This window comes from Microvirga sp. 2MCAF38 (assembly GCF_052115485.1).
In the GTDB taxonomy this organism is placed as follows: Bacteria; Pseudomonadota; Alphaproteobacteria; order Rhizobiales; family Beijerinckiaceae; genus Microvirga.
In genome coordinates, this window is the sequence record NZ_JBFRGU010000002.1 from 1 (window position 1) to 15,425 (window position 15,425).

At 60.6% G+C, this 15,425-nt stretch carries 27 protein-coding genes and 1 pseudogene; 27 read left to right on the forward strand and 1 reads right to left on the reverse strand.

Annotated features, from left to right (window positions below; all coding sequences use genetic code 11):
• The 24 genes and pseudogenes from tuf to AB4072_RS04625 all read left to right on the forward strand — a co-directional run.
• Positions 1-387 (forward strand): annotated as a pseudogene (tuf, locus tag AB4072_RS04510) (elongation factor Tu); the annotation flags it as partial.
• A gap of 61 nt (positions 388-448) precedes the next feature.
• Positions 449-757: a 30S ribosomal protein S10 gene (rpsJ, locus tag AB4072_RS04515; RefSeq protein ID WP_009764298.1), complete on the forward strand. Its 309-nt coding sequence runs from the start codon at positions 449-451 to the stop codon at positions 755-757.
• 48 nt (positions 758-805) lie between these two features.
• Positions 806-1,534: a 50S ribosomal protein L3 gene (rplC, locus tag AB4072_RS04520; RefSeq protein ID WP_441965751.1), complete on the forward strand. Its 729-nt coding sequence runs from the start codon at positions 806-808 to the stop codon at positions 1,532-1,534.
• Positions 1,534-2,154, forward strand: coding sequence for a 50S ribosomal protein L4 (rplD, locus tag AB4072_RS04525; protein ID WP_441965752.1), 621 nt, complete (start codon positions 1,534-1,536; stop codon positions 2,152-2,154). Before rplC ends, rplD begins: the two co-directional genes overlap by 1 nt.
• On the forward strand, positions 2,151-2,447 hold the full coding sequence (locus tag AB4072_RS04530; protein WP_441965754.1) for a 50S ribosomal protein L23: 297 nt from the start codon (positions 2,151-2,153) through the stop codon (positions 2,445-2,447). Before rplD ends, AB4072_RS04530 begins: the two co-directional genes overlap by 4 nt.
• A gap of 20 nt (positions 2,448-2,467) precedes the next feature.
• Positions 2,468-3,310: a 50S ribosomal protein L2 gene (rplB, locus tag AB4072_RS04535; protein ID WP_441965756.1), complete on the forward strand. Its 843-nt coding sequence runs from the start codon at positions 2,468-2,470 to the stop codon at positions 3,308-3,310.
• A 10-nt stretch (positions 3,311-3,320) separates the two neighbouring features.
• Positions 3,321-3,599: a 30S ribosomal protein S19 gene (gene rpsS, locus AB4072_RS04540; RefSeq protein WP_441965758.1), complete on the forward strand. Its 279-nt coding sequence runs from the start codon at positions 3,321-3,323 to the stop codon at positions 3,597-3,599.
• A gap of 1 nt (position 3,600) precedes the next feature.
• The gene (rplV, locus tag AB4072_RS04545) at positions 3,601-3,984 is read left to right on the forward strand and encodes a 50S ribosomal protein L22 (protein WP_441965760.1); all 384 of its coding nucleotides are present in this window, start codon (positions 3,601-3,603) and stop codon (positions 3,982-3,984) included.
• A gap of 10 nt (positions 3,985-3,994) precedes the next feature.
• Complete coding sequence (rpsC, locus tag AB4072_RS04550; RefSeq protein WP_441965762.1) at positions 3,995-4,699, forward strand: 30S ribosomal protein S3; 705 nt, start codon at positions 3,995-3,997, stop codon at positions 4,697-4,699.
• Between the two features lie 24 nt (positions 4,700-4,723).
• Positions 4,724-5,137, forward strand: coding sequence for a 50S ribosomal protein L16 (gene rplP, locus AB4072_RS04555; RefSeq protein WP_112663949.1), 414 nt, complete (start codon positions 4,724-4,726; stop codon positions 5,135-5,137).
• A 10-nt stretch (positions 5,138-5,147) separates the two neighbouring features.
• On the forward strand, positions 5,148-5,360 hold the full coding sequence (gene rpmC, locus AB4072_RS04560; protein WP_441965764.1) for a 50S ribosomal protein L29: 213 nt from the start codon (positions 5,148-5,150) through the stop codon (positions 5,358-5,360).
• Positions 5,361-5,371: 11 nt separating this feature from the next.
• Positions 5,372-5,611, forward strand: a complete 240-nt coding sequence (gene rpsQ / locus AB4072_RS04565; protein ID WP_441965765.1) for a 30S ribosomal protein S17 — start codon at positions 5,372-5,374, stop codon at positions 5,609-5,611.
• Between the two features lie 165 nt (positions 5,612-5,776).
• Positions 5,777-6,145 carry a 50S ribosomal protein L14 gene (rplN, locus tag AB4072_RS04570; RefSeq protein ID WP_099511397.1) on the forward strand — a complete coding sequence of 123 codons (369 nt, stop codon included), beginning with the start codon at positions 5,777-5,779 and terminating at the stop codon, positions 6,143-6,145.
• Complete coding sequence (gene rplX, locus AB4072_RS04575) at positions 6,145-6,462, forward strand: 50S ribosomal protein L24 (protein WP_441965768.1); 318 nt, start codon at positions 6,145-6,147, stop codon at positions 6,460-6,462. The genes rplN and rplX overlap by 1 nt, the downstream gene beginning before the upstream one ends.
• On the forward strand, positions 6,455-7,027 hold the full coding sequence (rplE, locus tag AB4072_RS04580; RefSeq protein WP_441965769.1) for a 50S ribosomal protein L5: 573 nt from the start codon (positions 6,455-6,457) through the stop codon (positions 7,025-7,027). The genes rplX and rplE overlap by 8 nt, the downstream gene beginning before the upstream one ends.
• Positions 7,028-7,066: 39 nt before the next feature.
• Complete coding sequence (gene rpsN / locus AB4072_RS04585; RefSeq protein ID WP_441965771.1) at positions 7,067-7,372, forward strand: 30S ribosomal protein S14; 306 nt, start codon at positions 7,067-7,069, stop codon at positions 7,370-7,372.
• Between the two features lie 13 nt (positions 7,373-7,385).
• Positions 7,386-7,781: a 30S ribosomal protein S8 gene (gene rpsH, locus AB4072_RS04590; protein WP_441965773.1), complete on the forward strand. Its 396-nt coding sequence runs from the start codon at positions 7,386-7,388 to the stop codon at positions 7,779-7,781.
• Positions 7,782-7,816: 35 nt separating this feature from the next.
• Complete coding sequence (gene rplF / locus AB4072_RS04595) at positions 7,817-8,350, forward strand: 50S ribosomal protein L6 (RefSeq protein ID WP_441965775.1); 534 nt, start codon at positions 7,817-7,819, stop codon at positions 8,348-8,350.
• A gap of 12 nt (positions 8,351-8,362) precedes the next feature.
• Positions 8,363-8,725, forward strand: coding sequence for a 50S ribosomal protein L18 (gene rplR, locus AB4072_RS04600; RefSeq protein ID WP_441965776.1), 363 nt, complete (start codon positions 8,363-8,365; stop codon positions 8,723-8,725).
• A 63-nt stretch (positions 8,726-8,788) separates the two neighbouring features.
• Positions 8,789-9,358, forward strand: a complete 570-nt coding sequence (gene rpsE / locus AB4072_RS04605; protein ID WP_441965778.1) for a 30S ribosomal protein S5 — start codon at positions 8,789-8,791, stop codon at positions 9,356-9,358.
• Between the two features lie 14 nt (positions 9,359-9,372).
• A complete protein-coding gene (gene rpmD, locus AB4072_RS04610) occupies positions 9,373-9,582 on the forward strand; it encodes a 50S ribosomal protein L30 (RefSeq protein ID WP_441965780.1) in 210 nt (69 codons plus the stop codon).
• Positions 9,583-9,592: 10 nt separating this feature from the next.
• On the forward strand, positions 9,593-10,066 hold the full coding sequence (gene rplO, locus AB4072_RS04615; RefSeq protein WP_441965781.1) for a 50S ribosomal protein L15: 474 nt from the start codon (positions 9,593-9,595) through the stop codon (positions 10,064-10,066).
• 202 nt (positions 10,067-10,268) lie between these two features.
• Positions 10,269-11,603: a preprotein translocase subunit SecY gene (gene secY, locus AB4072_RS04620; RefSeq protein WP_441965782.1), complete on the forward strand. Its 1,335-nt coding sequence runs from the start codon at positions 10,269-10,271 to the stop codon at positions 11,601-11,603.
• A 48-nt stretch (positions 11,604-11,651) separates the two neighbouring features.
• Positions 11,652-12,233 carry an adenylate kinase gene (locus tag AB4072_RS04625; protein WP_441965784.1) on the forward strand — a complete coding sequence of 194 codons (582 nt, stop codon included), beginning with the start codon at positions 11,652-11,654 and terminating at the stop codon, positions 12,231-12,233.
• A gap of 29 nt (positions 12,234-12,262) precedes the next feature.
• On the opposite strand, the gene AB4072_RS04630 is transcribed toward AB4072_RS04625, so the two are convergent.
• Positions 12,263-12,598 (reverse strand): DUF6968 family protein, encoded by a 336-nt coding sequence (locus AB4072_RS04630; protein ID WP_441965786.1) that lies wholly within the window; start codon positions 12,596-12,598, stop codon positions 12,263-12,265.
• Between the two features lie 730 nt (positions 12,599-13,328).
• Here AB4072_RS04630 and rpsM point away from each other — a divergent pair.
• The 3 genes from rpsM (at position 13,329) to AB4072_RS04645 (ending at position 15,363) form a co-directional block, all read left to right on the forward strand.
• Positions 13,329-13,697, forward strand: a complete 369-nt coding sequence (gene rpsM, locus AB4072_RS04635; RefSeq protein WP_441965788.1) for a 30S ribosomal protein S13 — start codon at positions 13,329-13,331, stop codon at positions 13,695-13,697.
• Between the two features lie 167 nt (positions 13,698-13,864).
• Positions 13,865-14,254, forward strand: coding sequence for a 30S ribosomal protein S11 (rpsK, locus tag AB4072_RS04640; protein ID WP_047186967.1), 390 nt, complete (start codon positions 13,865-13,867; stop codon positions 14,252-14,254).
• 86 nt (positions 14,255-14,340) lie between these two features.
• Positions 14,341-15,363 (forward strand): DNA-directed RNA polymerase subunit alpha, encoded by a 1,023-nt coding sequence (locus tag AB4072_RS04645; protein WP_441965790.1) that lies wholly within the window; start codon positions 14,341-14,343, stop codon positions 15,361-15,363.
• Positions 15,364-15,425 lie beyond the last annotated feature (62 nt).

Here is a 15,425-nt window from a genome sequence, read left to right on the forward strand (position 1 = left end):
GATCAGGGTCAGGCCGGCGACAACGTGGGCGTTCTGCTTCGTGGTACGAAGCGCGAGGACGTCGAGCGCGGCCAGGTGCTGTGCAAGCCCGGCTCGATCAAGCCGCACACGAAGTTCAAGGCTGAGGCTTACATCCTCACCAAGGAAGAAGGCGGCCGTCATACGCCGTTCTTCACGAACTACCGTCCGCAGTTCTACTTCCGCACGACGGACGTGACGGGCGTTGTGACGCTGCCGGAAGGCACGGAAATGGTGATGCCTGGCGACAACATCGCCATGGAAGTTCAGCTGATCGTTCCGATCGCCATGGAAGAGAAGCTCCGCTTCGCTATCCGTGAAGGTGGCCGCACCGTCGGCGCCGGCGTCGTCGCTCAGGTCTTGGATTAATCAGAAGAGGGACATGGCCGGTTCGGCCGGCCAGGTCCTTCCTCGTTGAACGGGGCAACCCATGAACGGTCAGAATATTCGCATTCGCCTTAAGGCGTTCGACCATCGGATCCTCGACGCATCGACACGTGAAATCGTGTCGACCGCGAAGCGGACCGGCGCTCAGGTGCGCGGGCCCATCCCGCTGCCGACGCGCATCGAGCGCTTTACGGTTCTTCGCTCGCCTCACATCGACAAGAAGTCGCGTGAGCAATTCGAGATGCGCACTCACAAGCGCGTTCTCGATATCGTGGACCCCACTCCCCAGACCGTGGACGCGCTGATGAAGCTCGACCTCGCTGCGGGCGTGGACGTGGAAATCAAGCTCTAAGCCCTTCGGGTTTGGAGCCATCGGTAGACACGTCGAGAGGATACGCACATGCGCTCAGGCGTCATTGCACAAAAACTCGGGATGACCCGCATCTTCACGGATGCCGGTGAGCATGTCCCGGTCACGGTTCTTAAGGTCGACCAGTGTCAAGTGGTCGCCCATCGGACCAAGGATAAGAACGGCTATACCGCGCTGCAGGTCGGCGTCGGCAAGGCCAAGGTAAAGAACGTTTCGAAGGCCGAGCGTGGTCGCTTTGCGGTCGCCAAGGTCGAGCCGAAGCAGAAGCTTGCGGAATTCCGCGTCAGCGAGGATGCAGTCATCCCCGTCGGCTCCGAGATCACCGCGGACCACTTCGTCGTCGGTCAGTTCGTCGATGTGACGGGCACCACGACGGGTAAGGGCTTCGCCGGCGGTATGAAGCGCTGGAACTTCGGCGGTCTGCGCGCTACGCACGGCGTGTCGGTCTCCCACCGTTCGATCGGTTCTACCGGTGGACGCCAGGATCCGGGCAAGACGTTCAAGAACAAGAAGATGCCGGGTCACCTCGGTGTCGAGCGCGTCACCACGCAGAACCTGCGTGTTGTCTCGACCGACGTCGAGCGCGGTCTGATCCTCGTCGAAGGCGCCGTTCCAGGCGTTGCCGGTGGTTGGATCCATGTCCGCGACGCGGTGAAGCGGAAGCTGCCGAAGGACGTGCCGATGCCCGGCAAGTTCCGTTCGGGCGCCAACGATGCTGCACCGGCCGCTGCCGAGCAAGCTCCTGAGGAGAATGCGTGATGAAGCTTGATGTCACCACGCTCGAGGGCAAGAAGTCCGGTTCGGTGGATCTCAATGAGGCCATTTTCGGTCTCGATCCTCGCGCCGATCTGCTCGCCCGTTGCGTTCGTTGGCAGCTTGCCAAGCGTCAGGCTGGCACGCATGCCGTGAAGAATCGCTCGGCGATCGATCGCACGACGAAGAAGGTTTATAAGCAGAAGGGTACCGGTGGCGCTCGTCACGGTGCTGCGAGCGCTCCCCAGTTCCGGGGCGGTGGTCGCGCCTTCGGTCCGGTGGTTCGCAGCCACGCTCATGATCTTCCCAAGAAGGTTCGTGCGCTCGCTCTGAAGCACGCACTGTCGTCGAAGGCGAAGGACGCTTCCATCATCGTCGTCGACGATGTGAAGCTGTCTGAAGCCAAGACGAAGGCTCTCGTCGAGCGTTTCGGCAAGCTCGGTCTCGCGAATGCCCTGATCATCGGCGGTGCCGAGATCGAGGCGAACTTCCAGCGCGCGGCTCAGAACATTCCGAACATCGACGTCCTGCCGGTGCAGGGCATCAACGTCTATGACATTCTCCGTCGCGAGAAGCTCGTTCTCACGAAGGCGGCTGTCGATGCGCTGGAGGCGCGCTTCAAATGAGCCTGGACCCGCGCCATTACGATGTGATCGTAAGCCCGGTGATCACCGAGAAGGCTACGACCCTGTCCGATCAGAACAAGGTCGTCTTCAAGGTGTCGCCGAATGCGACGAAGCCGCAGATCAAGGAAGCGGTCGAGAAGCTGTTCGATGTCAAGGTGAAGAGCGTCAACACGCTCACCACCAAAGGCAAGGTGAAGATGTTCCGCGGCACCCGCGGCCAGCGGTCGGATGTGAAGAAGGCGGTTGTGACCCTCGAAGAGGGCCAAACCATCGACGTCACGACGGGCCTCTGATCGGTTGAGAGAGTGATCCGATGGCATTGAAGACATTCAAACCGATCACCCCCGGCCTGCGCCAGCTGGTGATCGTCGACCGCAGCGAGCTCTACAAGGGCAAGCCGGTCAAGTCGCTGACCGAGGGCAAGAAGTCCTCGGGCGGCCGTAACAATCTGGGTCGCGTGACCGTCCGCTTCCGTGGCGGTGGTCACAAGCGCACCCTGCGTCTGGTCGACTTCAAGCGTCGCGGCCGTATGGGCGATGTGGCGACCGTGGAGCGGATCGAGTACGATCCGAACCGCACCGCCTTCATCGCGCTGATCCGCTATGCTGACGGCGCGCTGTCCTACATCCTGGCTCCGCAGCGTCTTGCTGTCGGCGATCAGGTGACGGCAGGCGAGCAGGTCGACATCAAGCCCGGCAACGCGATGCCCATCGGCAACATGCCGGTCGGTACGATCATCCACAATGTGGAGCTGAAGATCGGTCGTGGTGGCGCTATCGCCCGCTCGGCTGGTACCTACGCTCAGATCGTGGGTCGTGACCAGGGTTACGTGACGGTTCGTCTGAACTCTGGTGAACAGCGTCTGGTCCACGGCCAGTGCTTCGCCAGCGTCGGCGCCGTGTCGAACCCGGACCACATGAACATTTCGATCGGTAAGGCCGGTCGTAATCGCTGGCTCGGTAAGCGTCCGCATAACCGCGGCGTCACCATGAACCCGATCGACCACCCGCACGGTGGTGGTGAGGGTCGTACTTCGGGCGGCCGCCATCCGGTGACCCCGTGGGGTATTCCGACCAAGGGTAAGAAAACCCGTTCGAACAAGCGGACCGACAAGTTCATCGTGTCGAGCCGTCACGCGCGGAAGAAGAAGGGCTAAGAGGCACGTCATGGCACGTTCGCTTTGGAAGGGTCCGTTCATCGACGGCTACCTCCTCAAGAAGGCCGAGGCTGCCCGTGGTGCGGGCCGCAGTGAGGTCATCAAGATCTGGAGCCGCCGCTCCACGATCCTCCCGCAGTTTGTGGGCCTCACGTTCGGGGTCTACAACGGTCAGAAGCACATTCCCGTCTACGTGAGCGAGGAAATGGTGGGTCACAAGTTCGGCGAGTTTTCGCCGACCCGCACCTTCCACGGCCACGCGGCGGACAAGAAGGCGAAGAGGAAGTAAGATGGGTAAGACCGCTACTCCTCGCGCGCTGGGCGACAACGAGGCGAAAGCCATCGCCCGCATGCTGCGCGTCAGTCCCCAGAAGCTCAATCTCGTCGCGGGCCTGATCCGCGGCAAGAAGGTTTCGACCGCTCTGGCCGACCTGGAATTCTCGCGCAAGCGCATTGCGGTGGATGTCAGGAAGTGCCTGCAGAGCGCTATCGCCAACGCCGAGAACAACCACAATCTCGATGTGGACGATCTCGTCGTCAGCCAGGCTTTCGTCGGCAAGGCGCTTGTTATGAAGCGCTTCCATGCCCGCGCTCGCGGTCGTGGCGCCCGCATCATGAAGCCCTTCTCGAACCTCACGATCGTGGTTCGGGAAGTCGCCGCCGAACAGGCATAAGGAGAACCAGATGGGTCAGAAAATCAACCCGATCGGTCTTCGGCTCGGCATCAACCGGACCTGGGACTCGCGCTGGTTCGCCGGCAAGGGCGAGTACGCGAAGCTGATGCATGAGGACATGGCGATCCGCGATGCTCTCATGAAGCTGCTCAAGCAGGCCGCCGTTTCGAAGATCGTCATCGAGCGTCCGCACCGGAAGTGCCGCGTCACCATTCACTCGGGTCGTCCGGGCGTGGTCATCGGCAAGAAGGGCGCGGACATCGAGAAGCTGCGCAAGCTCGTCAACAAGATGACGAACGCCGATGTGGCCATCAACATCGTCGAAGTCCGTAAGCCGGAAGTCGACGCGACGCTGGTGGCCGACTCGATCGCTCAGCAGCTCGAGCGCCGTGTTGCCTTCCGTCGTGCCATGAAGCGTGCCGTTCAGTCGGCGATGCGTCTGGGCGCCGAGGGCATCCGTATCAACTGCTCCGGCCGTCTCGGCGGGGCTGAGATCGCGCGCCTGGAATGGTACCGCGAAGGTCGCGTTCCGCTGCACACGTTGCGTGCGGATGTCGATTACGGCACAGCGACGGCTTTCACGACGTACGGCACTTGCGGCATCAAGGTCTGGATCTTCAAGGGTGAAATCCTTGAGCACGACCCGATGGCGCAGGACAAGCGCATGAACGACGAGGGAGGCCGCTCGGGTGGCCGCCGCGAGCAAGCGGCGTAACCGAGGGGTCAGGAGAGGTTTGCCATGTTGCAACCGAAGAAAACAAAGTTCCGTAAGCAGTTCAAGGGCCGGATTTCCGGCACTGCGAAGGGCGGCACGGATCTGAACTTTGGCCAGTTTGGTCTGAAGGCCATGGAGCCGGAGCGCGTCAATGCCCGTCAGATCGAGGCGGCTCGTCGTGCGATCACCCGCGCTATGAAGCGCGCGGGTCGGGTGTGGATCCGTATTTTCCCGGACGTGCCGGTGTCGTCTAAGCCGACCGAAGTGCGTATGGGTAAAGGTAAGGGCGCTCCCGAGTTCTGGGCAGCTCGCGTCAAGCCGGGCCGCATCATGTTCGAGATCGACGGCGTGCCGGAAGATATCGCTCGCGAGGCTCTCCGCCTCGGCGCCGCGAAGCTTCCGATCAAGACGCGTTTCATTCAACGCATTGCCGAGTAAGGAGGGGATTATGAAATCTACGCAGAGAACCTCCGACCTCAAGGCGATGTCGAACGATCAGCTGCAGGACGAATTGCTGAAGCTCAAGAAGGAACAGTTTAACCTTCGCTTCCAGCGTGCGACCAACCAGCTTGAGAACACCGGACGTGTTCGTGAGGTCCGCAAGGACGTCGCCCGCGTCAAGACGCTGCAGCGCCAGAAGTCGGCGACGGCGAAGGCTTAAAGGGGATCAAAATGCCGAAGCGCGTTTTGCAAGGCGTCGTTATCAGCGATAAGCAGGATAAGACGGTCGTTGTGAAGGTGGAGCGCCGTTTCACGCACCCGGTCATGAAGAAGACCGTGCGTCGGACGAAGCACTACCATGCTCATGATGAGAATAACACGGCGAAGGTCGGCCAAACGGTCTCCATCGAGGAGTCCAAGCCGATCTCCAAACTCAAGACCTGGGTGCTCGTCGACCAACCGAAGGCCTAAACGGCTTCCGCTAGGGCTTGTCTATTGAGGGTGGCTCGTGTATACGGCCGCCCTTATCGACAATATGAAGGGCAGGGGACAACAGATCCCCGTCAGGCGTAGTCCGGGAAGGCAATCGTGCCTTGGTCCGGAAACCTGTCTGAAACAAAGGAAAGGATCAAAGCCATGATCCAGATGCAGACGAATCTAGACGTCGCCGACAATTCCGGTGCGCGTCGCGTGATGTGCATCAAGGTTCTCGGTGGTTCGAAGCGTAAATACGCTTCTGTCGGCGATATCATCGTCGTTTCCGTCAAAGAAGCCATTCCGCGTGGTCGCGTGAAGAAGGGCGACGTCATGAAGGCGGTCGTCGTTCGCACCGCCAAGGACATCCGTCGTGTCGACGGTTCCGTGATTCGCTTCGACCGCAACGCCGCCGTTCTGATCAACAATCAGAAGGAGCCGGTGGGCACCCGTATTTTCGGGCCCGTACCGCGCGAGCTGCGTGCGAAGAACCACATGAAGATTATTTCCCTGGCGCCGGAGGTGCTCTAATGGCCGCTAAGATCAAGAAAGGCGACAAGGTCGTCATTCTGACCGGTCGCGACAAGGGCAAGACCGGTGAAGTCGTGCAAGTGATGCCGAAAGAGGAGCGCGCGGTTGTCCGCGGCGTGAACCTCGTGAAGCGGCATCAGCGGCAGACTGCCGCCCAGGAAGGCGGGATCATCTCGAAAGAGGCTCCGATCCACCTGTCGAACCTGGCTTATTCGGACCCCAAGGACGGTAAGCCGACCCGGGTTGGATTCAAGGTTCTGGACGACGGCCGCAAGGTTCGCGTCGCCAAGCGTTCGGGAGAGCTGATCGATGGCTAAGGCTCAAGCTGTGGTGGACGGTTACACACCGCGCATGCGCAAGCACTACGATGAAGTAGTGCGTCCTGCGCTCATCAAGGAATTCGGCTACAAGAACCCCATGGAAGTTCCGACGATCACCAAGATCGTTCTGAACATGGGTGTTGGCGAGTCGACCGCGGATTCGAAGAAGGCGAACGTCGCCGCTTCGGAGCTCGCTCTCATCGCCGGCCAGAAGCCGGTGATCACGAAGGCCCGTAAGGCAATCTCGCAGTTCAAAGTCCGCGAGGGCATGCCGATCGGTGCCAAGGTCACGCTCCGCAAGGCTCGTATGTACGAGTTCATGGATCGTCTCGTGACCATCGCTCTGCCTCGCGTCCGCGACTTCCGCGGCTTGAACCCCAAGTCGTTCGACGGTCGTGGCAACTATGCCCTCGGCATCAAGGAGCACCTGGTGTTCCCTGAAATCAGCTACGACAAGGTCGAGCAGGTGTGGGGCATGGACGTCGTCATCGCCACGACGGCGAAGACCGACGACGAAGCCCGCGCGCTCCTGCGTCACTTCAACTTCCCGTTCCGGCAGTGAGGACAGAAGTCCTCATACGCGGACACTGGAGAAAATCGAATGGCTAAGAAAAGCTCTATTGAGAAGAACAAGCTCCGTCGCAAGCTCGTGAAGAAGTTCTCGGGCAAGCGCGAGCGGCTTCTGGCTGTCGCTAACGACGAGTCGAAGTCCATGGAGGAGCGCTTCGCGGCGCGCCTCAAGCTGGCTGAACTGCCGCGCAATGCGAATCCAACCCGGATCCGCAATCGTTGCGAGGTCACGGGACGTCCGCGCGCTTACTACCGTAAGCTCGGCATGTCGCGTATCGCGCTCCGCGAATTGGGCTCGAAGGGCCTGATTCCCGGTCTCGTGAAGTCCAGCTGGTAAGGGAGGGCTCCGAATGATCAATGATCCGTTGGGCGATATGCTCACCCGTATCCGTAACGCGCAGATGCGCCGTCGCGGTAACGTTACGACCCCTGGCTCGAAGCTTCGCGCTCGTGTCCTCGACGTTCTGAAGTCCGAGGGCTACATCCGCGATTATTCGCAGACCGAGTTCGGCAATGGCCGTACCGAGTTCTCGATTGAACTCAAGTACTACGACAACCAGCCCGTGATCCGCACCATCGAGCGCGTGTCCAAGCCCGGTCGTCGTGTGTACACGTCCGTTGACACCATGCCGCGCGTGGCCGACGGCCTTGGCATCACCATCATCTCGACCCCGCAGGGCGTGATGGCCGATCACGAGGCCCGTGAGAAGAACGTCGGCGGCGAAGTGCTCTGCAAGGTCTTCTAAGGCCGGTAGCAGCACAGAACCACGGGAGATTCAGAATGTCTCGAGTAGGCAAAAAGCCAGTTCCGGTTCCGTCAGGTGTGACGGCGACCGTCGACGGCCAGACGGTGAAGGTTAAGGGCACGAAGGGCGAGCTTTCGTTCGTCGTCCCTGAAGAAGTGAAGGTTGTTCTTGAGAACGGCGCCGTTGCGGTGAACCCGCGCGACACGTCCAAGACGGCCCGTGCGAAGTGGGGCATGTCCCGCGCTCAGGTTGCGAACCTGGTCGAGGGCGTCTCCAAGGGCTTCGAGAAGCGTCTTGAGATCAACGGCGTCGGTTATAAGGCCGCCGTTGCCGGCAAGGTGCTGAAGCTTTCGCTCGGCTACAGCCACGATATCGACTACGAGATCCCGGCAGGCGTGACGATCGTGACGCCAAAGCCGACCGAAGTCGTCGTGTCTGGCATCGACAAGCAGAAGGTCGGACAGACCGCCGCCGAGATCCGCGAGTATCGCGGTCCGGAGCCTTACAAGGGCAAGGGCGTCAAGTATTCCGACGAGTTCATCTTCCGCAAGGAAGGCAAGAAGAAGTAAGGACGACGCATCATGGCTGAGAAGAAAGGCGCTGAAGATCGCCGCAAGGCTCGTGTGCGCCGTGCGATCCAGAAAGCAGCGAACGGACGCCCGCGGTTGTCGGTTTTCCGTTCGTCCAAGCAGATTTATGCCCAGATCATCGACGACGTGCACGGTCATACCGTCGCTTCGGCGTCGACCCTTGAGAAGGATCTCAAGGGCTCGCTCAAGACCGGCGCGACCGTTGACGCGGCCAAGGCGGTTGGAAAGCTTGTGGCTGAGCGTGCGGCGAAGGCCGGCGTGAAGCAGGTCATTTTCGACCGTTCTGGCTACCTGTTCCACGGACGCGTGAAGGCTTTGGCCGATGCCGCTCGTGAGGGCGGTCTCGATTTCTAAACGGCGGGTATAGAAAAACCCTAAAGCGAGCGGGCCCGCCGCCCGCGCAAGTGAGAGGTCTCAATGGCAAGAGAGCCAAGAGAACGCGCTGATCGCGAAGAGCGCGACAGCGAATTCGTCGATCGGTTGGTCCACATCAACCGCGTCGCGAAAGTCGTGAAAGGTGGCCGTCGTTTCGGCTTCGCCGCCCTCGTCGTCGTCGGCGACCAGAAGGGTCGCGTCGGCTTCGGCCACGGCAAGGCTCGCGAAGTTCCGGAAGCGATCCGCAAGGCGACCGATGCCGCCAAGCGCTCGATGATCCGCGTTGCGCTTCGCGAAGGCCGCACCCTGCATCATGACGTCCACGGACGTCACGGCGCTGGCAAGGTCATTCTTCGCGCTGCCCCGCAAGGTACCGGTATCATCGCCGGCGGCCCGATGCGCGCCGTCTTCGAGACGGTCGGCATGCAGGACGTCGTCGCCAAGTCGCTCGGCTCGTCGAACCCGTACAACCTCGTCCGCGCGACTTTCGACGCGCTCAAGAACGAGGATAGCCCGCGTTCGGTCGCCGCTCGTCGTGGACTGAAGGTTTCGGCTCTGCAAGCCCGTCGTCGTGACGCGGGCGATGGCGAAGCCGTCGGCTCTGAAGCTTGAGGGAGGCTGTCATCATGGCAAAGAAGCCTGCCGCTACTTCAGCGAAAACCGTCACCGTTGAGCAGATCGGTTCGCCGATCCGCCGTGAAGGCAAACAGCGCCAGACGCTGGTTGGCCTCAAGCTCAACAAGCTCCATCGGACCTCGACCCTCATCGATACGCCCTCCGTGCGTGGCATGATCGAGAAGGTCAAGCACCTCGTGCGCGTTGTCGACGGGCAGTGAGGAGAGCGTCATGAAACTGAATGAAATTCGTGACAACGAAGGCGCCACCAAAAACCGTATGCGTGTCGGCCGTGGTATCGGCTCCGGCAAGGGCAAGACCGGTGGTCGTGGTGTGAAGGGTCAGACGTCCCGTACGGGCGTCGCCATCAAGGGCTTCGAAGGCGGTCAGATGCCGCTGCATCGTCGCCTGCCGAAGCGAGGCTTCAACAAGCCGAACGCGATCGATCTGAATGAGGTCAATGTCGGCCGCATTCAGCAGGCTATCGAGGCCGGCAAGCTCGATAAGGGCGCTACTGTGACGATCGAGTCGCTGGTTGCGGCCGGCGTCGTGTCCAAGCCGCGCGATGGTGTGAAGATCCTAGGCGTCGGCGAGCTCAAGGCAAAGCTTGCTTTCCAGGTTGCCGGTGCGTCCAAGTCGGCCGTTCAGGCGATCGAAAAGGCTGGTGGCTCGGTGACCCTTCTGGGTGCCGTTGCAGAGGCGTGATCTCACGCCCACATAAACAATGATCCAAGCGGCGGCCCGCGTCTGATCGCGCGGCCGCCGTTTTCGTGATGACCATCACGTAGCAAGAGCATTTCCCGCAAAAGTGGACGCCAGTTTTGCGAGCAGGAAATGCGGTAGACGTTTTTTGGAGCGTTTCTCGATAATCGGGGGCACGCTCTAAAGAGATATCGGGGACGAGACGATGGCTTCAGCCGCCGAGCAACTGGCCGCAAACATCAACTTCGGCGCTCTCGCCAAAGCCGAGGAGTTGAAGAAGCGCATTTGGTTTACCCTTGGCGCTCTCCTCGTCTACCGGCTGGGCACTTATATTCCGCTGCCGGGCATCAACCCTGAGGCGTTGCGCCAGAGCTTCCAGAACGCCAGCGGTGGCGTGCTCGGGCTCTTCAACATGTTCTCGGGCGGCGCCGTCGAGCGCATGGCGATCTTCGCCCTCAACATCATGCCCTACATCTCGGCATCGATTATCGTGCAGCTTCTCACATCCGTGCTGCCGACCCTCGAAGCCTTGAAGAAAGAAGGCGAGGCGGGCCGCAAGATTCTCAATCAATACACCCGCTATCTGACTGTGCTTCTCGCGCTGTTCCAGTCCTGGGGCATCGCTGTCGGCCTTCAGAGTTCGGGCGGTATCGTTGCCAGCCCCGGGCCATTCTTCCTGATTTCGACCGTCATCACACTGACCGGGGGCACCATGTTCCTCATGTGGCTCGGCGAGCAGATCACGTCGCGCGGTATCGGTAACGGGACGTCGCTCATCATTTTCTCTGGCATCGTCGCGAACCTGCCGCATGCGATTGCCGGCACGCTCGAACTCGGCCGTCAGGGCGCTATCTCGACGGGGCTGATCCTCGGTGTGATCGTCATGGCGATGGCGATCATCTACTTCGTGGTGTTTATGGAGCGCGCCCAGCGTCGTCTTCTGATCAATTATCCGAAGCGCCAGGTCGGAAACCGGATGTACGAGGGGCAGACCTCATTCCTGCCACTGAAGCTGAACACCTCTGGCGTCATCCCGCCGATCTTCGCTTCGTCGCTCCTGTTGCTGCCCGCGACCATTGCTAGCTTCCAGACATCGGACGGCACCGGCATCGTCTCCATGCTGACGACCTATCTCGGCCACGGACGACCGGCCTATATGGTCTTCTACGCGGCTTTGATTGTCTTCTTCGCCTTCTTCTATACGGCAATCGTGTTCAATCCGACCGAGACGGCCGATAATCTGAAGAAACAGGGCGGCTTCATTCCTGGCATCCGTCCGGGCGAGCGCACTGCCGATTACATCGATACGGTCCTGACCCGCATCACAGTGCTCGGCGCGGGCTATCTCGTCATCATCTGCTTGATCCCGGAACTACTTGTGTCCTACGCGGCGCTGCCCTTCTACTTTGGCGGCACTTCTCTTCTGATCGTCGTGTCGGTTACGATGGATACGGTGGCCCAGGTTCACGGTCATTTGCTGGCTCATCAGTACGAGGGCCTCGTGAAGAAGGCCAAACTCAAGGGCAGCCGGCGACGGTAACTCTCTCGCTCACCAAGGGCGATATTCTCGACGAAGCAGGGGGGCTCGATGAGAATCATACTGTTGGGACCGCCGGGGGCCGGGAAGGGCACTCAGGCAGCGCGGTTGGTCGAGCGGCTGGGAATTCCCCAGCTCTCCACAGGCGATATGCTCCGCGCGGCCGTGGCTGCCGGCACGCCGGTCGGTCTCAAGGCCAAGGCGATCATGGACCGGGGCGATCTGGTGTCCGACGATGTCGTGCTTGGCATCGTTGCGGACCGTATCGAGGAAGTGGACGCCCAAAAGGGCTTCATCCTCGACGGTTTCCCGCGCACGGTCGCACAAGCCGAGGGCCTGGATGGGATGCTCGCGAGCAAGGGCCTCAAGCTTGATGCCGTGATCGAGTTCAAGGTCGATCACGATGCCCTCGTCGAGCGCATCGTGAAGCGCGCCAAGGAGACCGAGGCGCGCGGAGAGCCGGTCCGCAAGGACGACAACCCGGATGTGTTCAAGACCCGGCTGGAGGCCTACCGAAACCAGACGGCTCCGCTGTCGACTTATTATGCGGGCAAAGGGGCTCTGAAAACCGTCGACGGCATGAAGGCTATCGATGAGGTCACCGGAGCCGTGAAGGCGATTTTGGGGCGTTGAGGGTGGAGGGGCCGGATAGCCCCTTCCGCTTACCCATCGAATTCCTTATCGTAGCCCACGCGCATGTCCCGTGCGTTTTTCGGGACGGGAAAGCCATAGCCGCCACTTGGATCCCATTTCAGGCGGCCTGTCTTATGATAGTCGCTGCAATACAAGCTGATGCCTATGCCTTGAAGGGTCAGGACCAAGGCTTGAATCGCATCCCAGCCATAGACTGTTTTCATTTCAATCCCGTTCGGCCAGCCAATAGTGTACCGACAGCCCCAGTCTTTCTCGGTTTTCTCAGGGGAGTAGAGGCACACGGGGACGAGGATGATCGCTCCATCCTCGGTCACGTATTCCAAATCTCGTGTTGCGATCAGCATTGAGGCACCTAGTAGTTCAAAGGTGGGATCGGATAGCCGGTTTCGCAGGCAACACGACGAGCCTGCGCCTGAGCATAGCATTGGCGGATGGCTACGAGCCGGCAATGGAAGAGGTCGCGCTCATATTGCAAAGCGCATTCGTCAACCTTCCTTCGTGCAGCTAACGTTATTCGCCCGGCATGTTCCTTAACTTTGGTACGTTCTGAGGCCGATACTGTTTCCCGGGGGCCTATGTTGGAGTCGAAGCTGGTGCCCGCTTGGCCTCCACTCCATCGTCCTCCACCTGGAGAACCAGCCGGTACTCGAGGTTGATTGGAATCATATCGGCGCTCCAAAGAACGGCGATATCGGAGATCTGAAATTTGTGAGCGAAGTTCTGAAATTTTTCTTCGCAATTGTACTATGCGATGGGCTTGCGACATCGAAAGATCCTACTCAAAAGAGCGGGGAAGAATGTCATGAAATGAGAATTTTATCAAGAACAAAATAAGAACAAATACATATAGGATTTGTACAGCAGCGGAAGTCCGCTGTCGCGATTGCGTCAACTCGCTTGACGCGCTGGCCTCAATGCGTTAAGGAGCCCGCTCTCGCACAGGAATACGCGACGGGAGGGTCTCGCAAGGGGCCGCTCCCGATTGTCGTGTTTTAATAACCCGCGCAAGGGCCGGCCTCCACCGGACGCGCGATAACCTTCGAAGCTCAAGCTTCGATCACATGGAGACGGACTATGGCCCGTATTGCAGGCGTTAACATTCCGACCAACAAGCGCGTCGTCATCGCGCTTCAGTACATTCACGGTATCGGCCCCAAGAAGGCGCAAGAGATCGTTACGAAGGTCAACATCCCGGCCGAGCGCCGCGTGAACCAGCTGACCGACGCCGAAGTGCTGCAGATCCGCGAAACCATCGACCGCGATTACATCGTGGAAGGCGATCTTCGCCGCGAAGTGTCCATGAACATCAAGCGTCTCATGGATCTCGCTGCATATCGGGGCCTCCGCCACCGCCGCAGCCTGCCTGTTCGTGGTCAGCGTACGCATACCAATGCGCGCACCCGCAAGGGCAAGTCCAAGCCGATCGCCGGCAAGAAGAAGTGACCGTAGGGCGGTCTTCCGCCCAAGGTCATCCCCGGGCCTGACCCGAGGATCTCGTGCCGAATACGGCGCAGGAATTTTGAATACGATGGCCGGGTCAAGCCCGGCCATGACGAAGTTGAAACTCCCGAGCGCCTGGCATGACGGGCGCGTTTGAAGGACTTTGAAGAATGGCTAAAGAAGCTACCCGCGTCCGCCGCCGCGAACGCAAAAACATCGTGTCGGGCGTCGCTCACGTGAACGCCTCGTTCAACAACACGATGATCACCATCACCGACGCTCAGGGCAACACGATTTCGTGGTCGTCCGCCGGCGCGATGGGCTTCAAGGGTTCGCGCAAGTCGACCCCGTATGCGGCTCAGGTTGCGGCCGAAGACGCTGCCCGCAAGGCTTCCGAGCATGGCATGCGTACCCTCGAAGTCGAGGTGTCCGGTCCCGGCTCCGGCCGTGAATCGGCGCTCCGCGCGCTCCAGTCGGCCGGTTTCACCGTCACCTCGATTCGTGACGTGACGCCGATCCCGCACAATGGCTGCCGCCCGCGCAAGCGTCGCCGCGTCTAAGATCATCCGGCGCGTGGGTTCCGCCCGCGCGCGCTCCGGTTTAGAGGGTGAGCCGCGGCCTCCCTTCATTCCGTACCTCAAGAGGTGTGGTTGTGATCCAGAAGAATTGGCAAGAGCTGATTAAGCCGAACAAGCTTGAAGTGTCTCCGGGAGACGATCCGAAGCGCGTTGCGACGGTCGTAGCCGAGCCGCTCGAGCGCGGTTTCGGCACGACGCTCGGCAATGCGCTGCGCCGCGTGCTCCTGTCTTCGCTGCAGGGTGCCGCCGTGACGGCGATCCATATCGACGGCGTTCTGCACGAATTCTCGTCGATCCCTGGCGTCCGCGAGGACGTGACGGATATCGTCCTCAACGTGAAGACGATCGCCATCAAGATGCAGGGCGAGGGCCCGAAGCGCATGACGCTTCGCAAGACCGGCCCCGGTGCTGTCACCGCCGGCGACATCAATACGATTGGCGACGTCCAGATCCTGAACCCCGATCTCGTGCTCTGCACCCTCGACGAGGGCGCGGAAATTCGCATGGAGTTCACGGTCAATACCGGCAAGGGCTACGTGCCGTCCGAGCGCAATCGCGCTGAGGATGCGCCCATCGGCCTCATCCCGGTCGACTCGCTCTACAGCCCGGTCAAGAAGGTTTCGTACCGGATCGAGAACACCCGCGAGGGCCAGATTCTCGATTACGACAAGCTGACCATGACCCTCGAGACCAACGGCGCTGTGACGCCGGAAGATGCAGTGGCCTATGCCGCGCGCATCATCCAGGATCAGCTCCAGGTCTTCGTGAACTTCGAAGAGCCCCGCAAGGAAGAGGCAGCTACGGCCGCGCCGCAGCTGCCGTTCAACCCTGCGCTGCTCAAGAAGGTCGACGAGCTCGAGCTGTCCGTCCGTTCGGCGAACTGCCTCAAGAACGACAACATCGTCTATATCGGCGACCTCATCCAGAAGTCCGAGGCGGAAATGCTCCGCACCCCGAACTTCGGCCGCAAGTCGCTGAATGAGATCAAGGAAGTGCTCGCTTCCATGGGCCTGCATCTCGGCATGGAAGTGCCGGGCTGGCCGCCGGAGAACATCGAAGAGCTCGCGAAGCGCTTCGAAGAGCACTACTAGGACCTATTCCCGCCGCAGCCTCAAGGTTGCGGCGGGATCTTTTCGCGAGAGGCCCGCATCAA

Coding starts and splice junctions, on each gene's coding strand:
- rpsJ (WP_009764298.1), top strand. CDS start 449: ATGAACGGTCAGAATATTCGCATTCGCCTTAAGGCGTTCGACCATCGG.
- rplC (WP_441965751.1), top strand. CDS start 806: ATGCGCTCAGGCGTCATTGCACAAAAACTCGGGATGACCCGCATCTTC.
- rplD (WP_441965752.1), top strand. CDS start 1,534: ATGAAGCTTGATGTCACCACGCTCGAGGGCAAGAAGTCCGGTTCGGTG.
- AB4072_RS04530 (WP_441965754.1), top strand. CDS start 2,151: ATGAGCCTGGACCCGCGCCATTACGATGTGATCGTAAGCCCGGTGATC.
- rplB (WP_441965756.1), top strand. CDS start 2,468: ATGGCATTGAAGACATTCAAACCGATCACCCCCGGCCTGCGCCAGCTG.
- rpsS (WP_441965758.1), top strand. CDS start 3,321: ATGGCACGTTCGCTTTGGAAGGGTCCGTTCATCGACGGCTACCTCCTC.
- rplV (WP_441965760.1), top strand. CDS start 3,601: ATGGGTAAGACCGCTACTCCTCGCGCGCTGGGCGACAACGAGGCGAAA.
- rpsC (WP_441965762.1), top strand. CDS start 3,995: ATGGGTCAGAAAATCAACCCGATCGGTCTTCGGCTCGGCATCAACCGG.
- rplP (WP_112663949.1), top strand. CDS start 4,724: ATGTTGCAACCGAAGAAAACAAAGTTCCGTAAGCAGTTCAAGGGCCGG.
- rpmC (WP_441965764.1), top strand. CDS start 5,148: ATGAAATCTACGCAGAGAACCTCCGACCTCAAGGCGATGTCGAACGAT.
- rpsQ (WP_441965765.1), top strand. CDS start 5,372: ATGCCGAAGCGCGTTTTGCAAGGCGTCGTTATCAGCGATAAGCAGGAT.
- rplN (WP_099511397.1), top strand. CDS start 5,777: ATGATCCAGATGCAGACGAATCTAGACGTCGCCGACAATTCCGGTGCG.
- rplX (WP_441965768.1), top strand. CDS start 6,145: ATGGCCGCTAAGATCAAGAAAGGCGACAAGGTCGTCATTCTGACCGGT.
- rplE (WP_441965769.1), top strand. CDS start 6,455: ATGGCTAAGGCTCAAGCTGTGGTGGACGGTTACACACCGCGCATGCGC.
- rpsN (WP_441965771.1), top strand. CDS start 7,067: ATGGCTAAGAAAAGCTCTATTGAGAAGAACAAGCTCCGTCGCAAGCTC.
- rpsH (WP_441965773.1), top strand. CDS start 7,386: ATGATCAATGATCCGTTGGGCGATATGCTCACCCGTATCCGTAACGCG.
- rplF (WP_441965775.1), top strand. CDS start 7,817: ATGTCTCGAGTAGGCAAAAAGCCAGTTCCGGTTCCGTCAGGTGTGACG.
- rplR (WP_441965776.1), top strand. CDS start 8,363: ATGGCTGAGAAGAAAGGCGCTGAAGATCGCCGCAAGGCTCGTGTGCGC.
- rpsE (WP_441965778.1), top strand. CDS start 8,789: ATGGCAAGAGAGCCAAGAGAACGCGCTGATCGCGAAGAGCGCGACAGC.
- rpmD (WP_441965780.1), top strand. CDS start 9,373: ATGGCAAAGAAGCCTGCCGCTACTTCAGCGAAAACCGTCACCGTTGAG.
- rplO (WP_441965781.1), top strand. CDS start 9,593: ATGAAACTGAATGAAATTCGTGACAACGAAGGCGCCACCAAAAACCGT.
- secY (WP_441965782.1), top strand. CDS start 10,269: ATGGCTTCAGCCGCCGAGCAACTGGCCGCAAACATCAACTTCGGCGCT.
- AB4072_RS04625 (WP_441965784.1), top strand. CDS start 11,652: ATGAGAATCATACTGTTGGGACCGCCGGGGGCCGGGAAGGGCACTCAG.
- AB4072_RS04630 (WP_441965786.1), bottom strand. CDS start 12,598: ATGCTGATCGCAACACGAGATTTGGAATACGTGACCGAGGATGGAGCG.
- rpsM (WP_441965788.1), top strand. CDS start 13,329: ATGGCCCGTATTGCAGGCGTTAACATTCCGACCAACAAGCGCGTCGTC.
- rpsK (WP_047186967.1), top strand. CDS start 13,865: ATGGCTAAAGAAGCTACCCGCGTCCGCCGCCGCGAACGCAAAAACATC.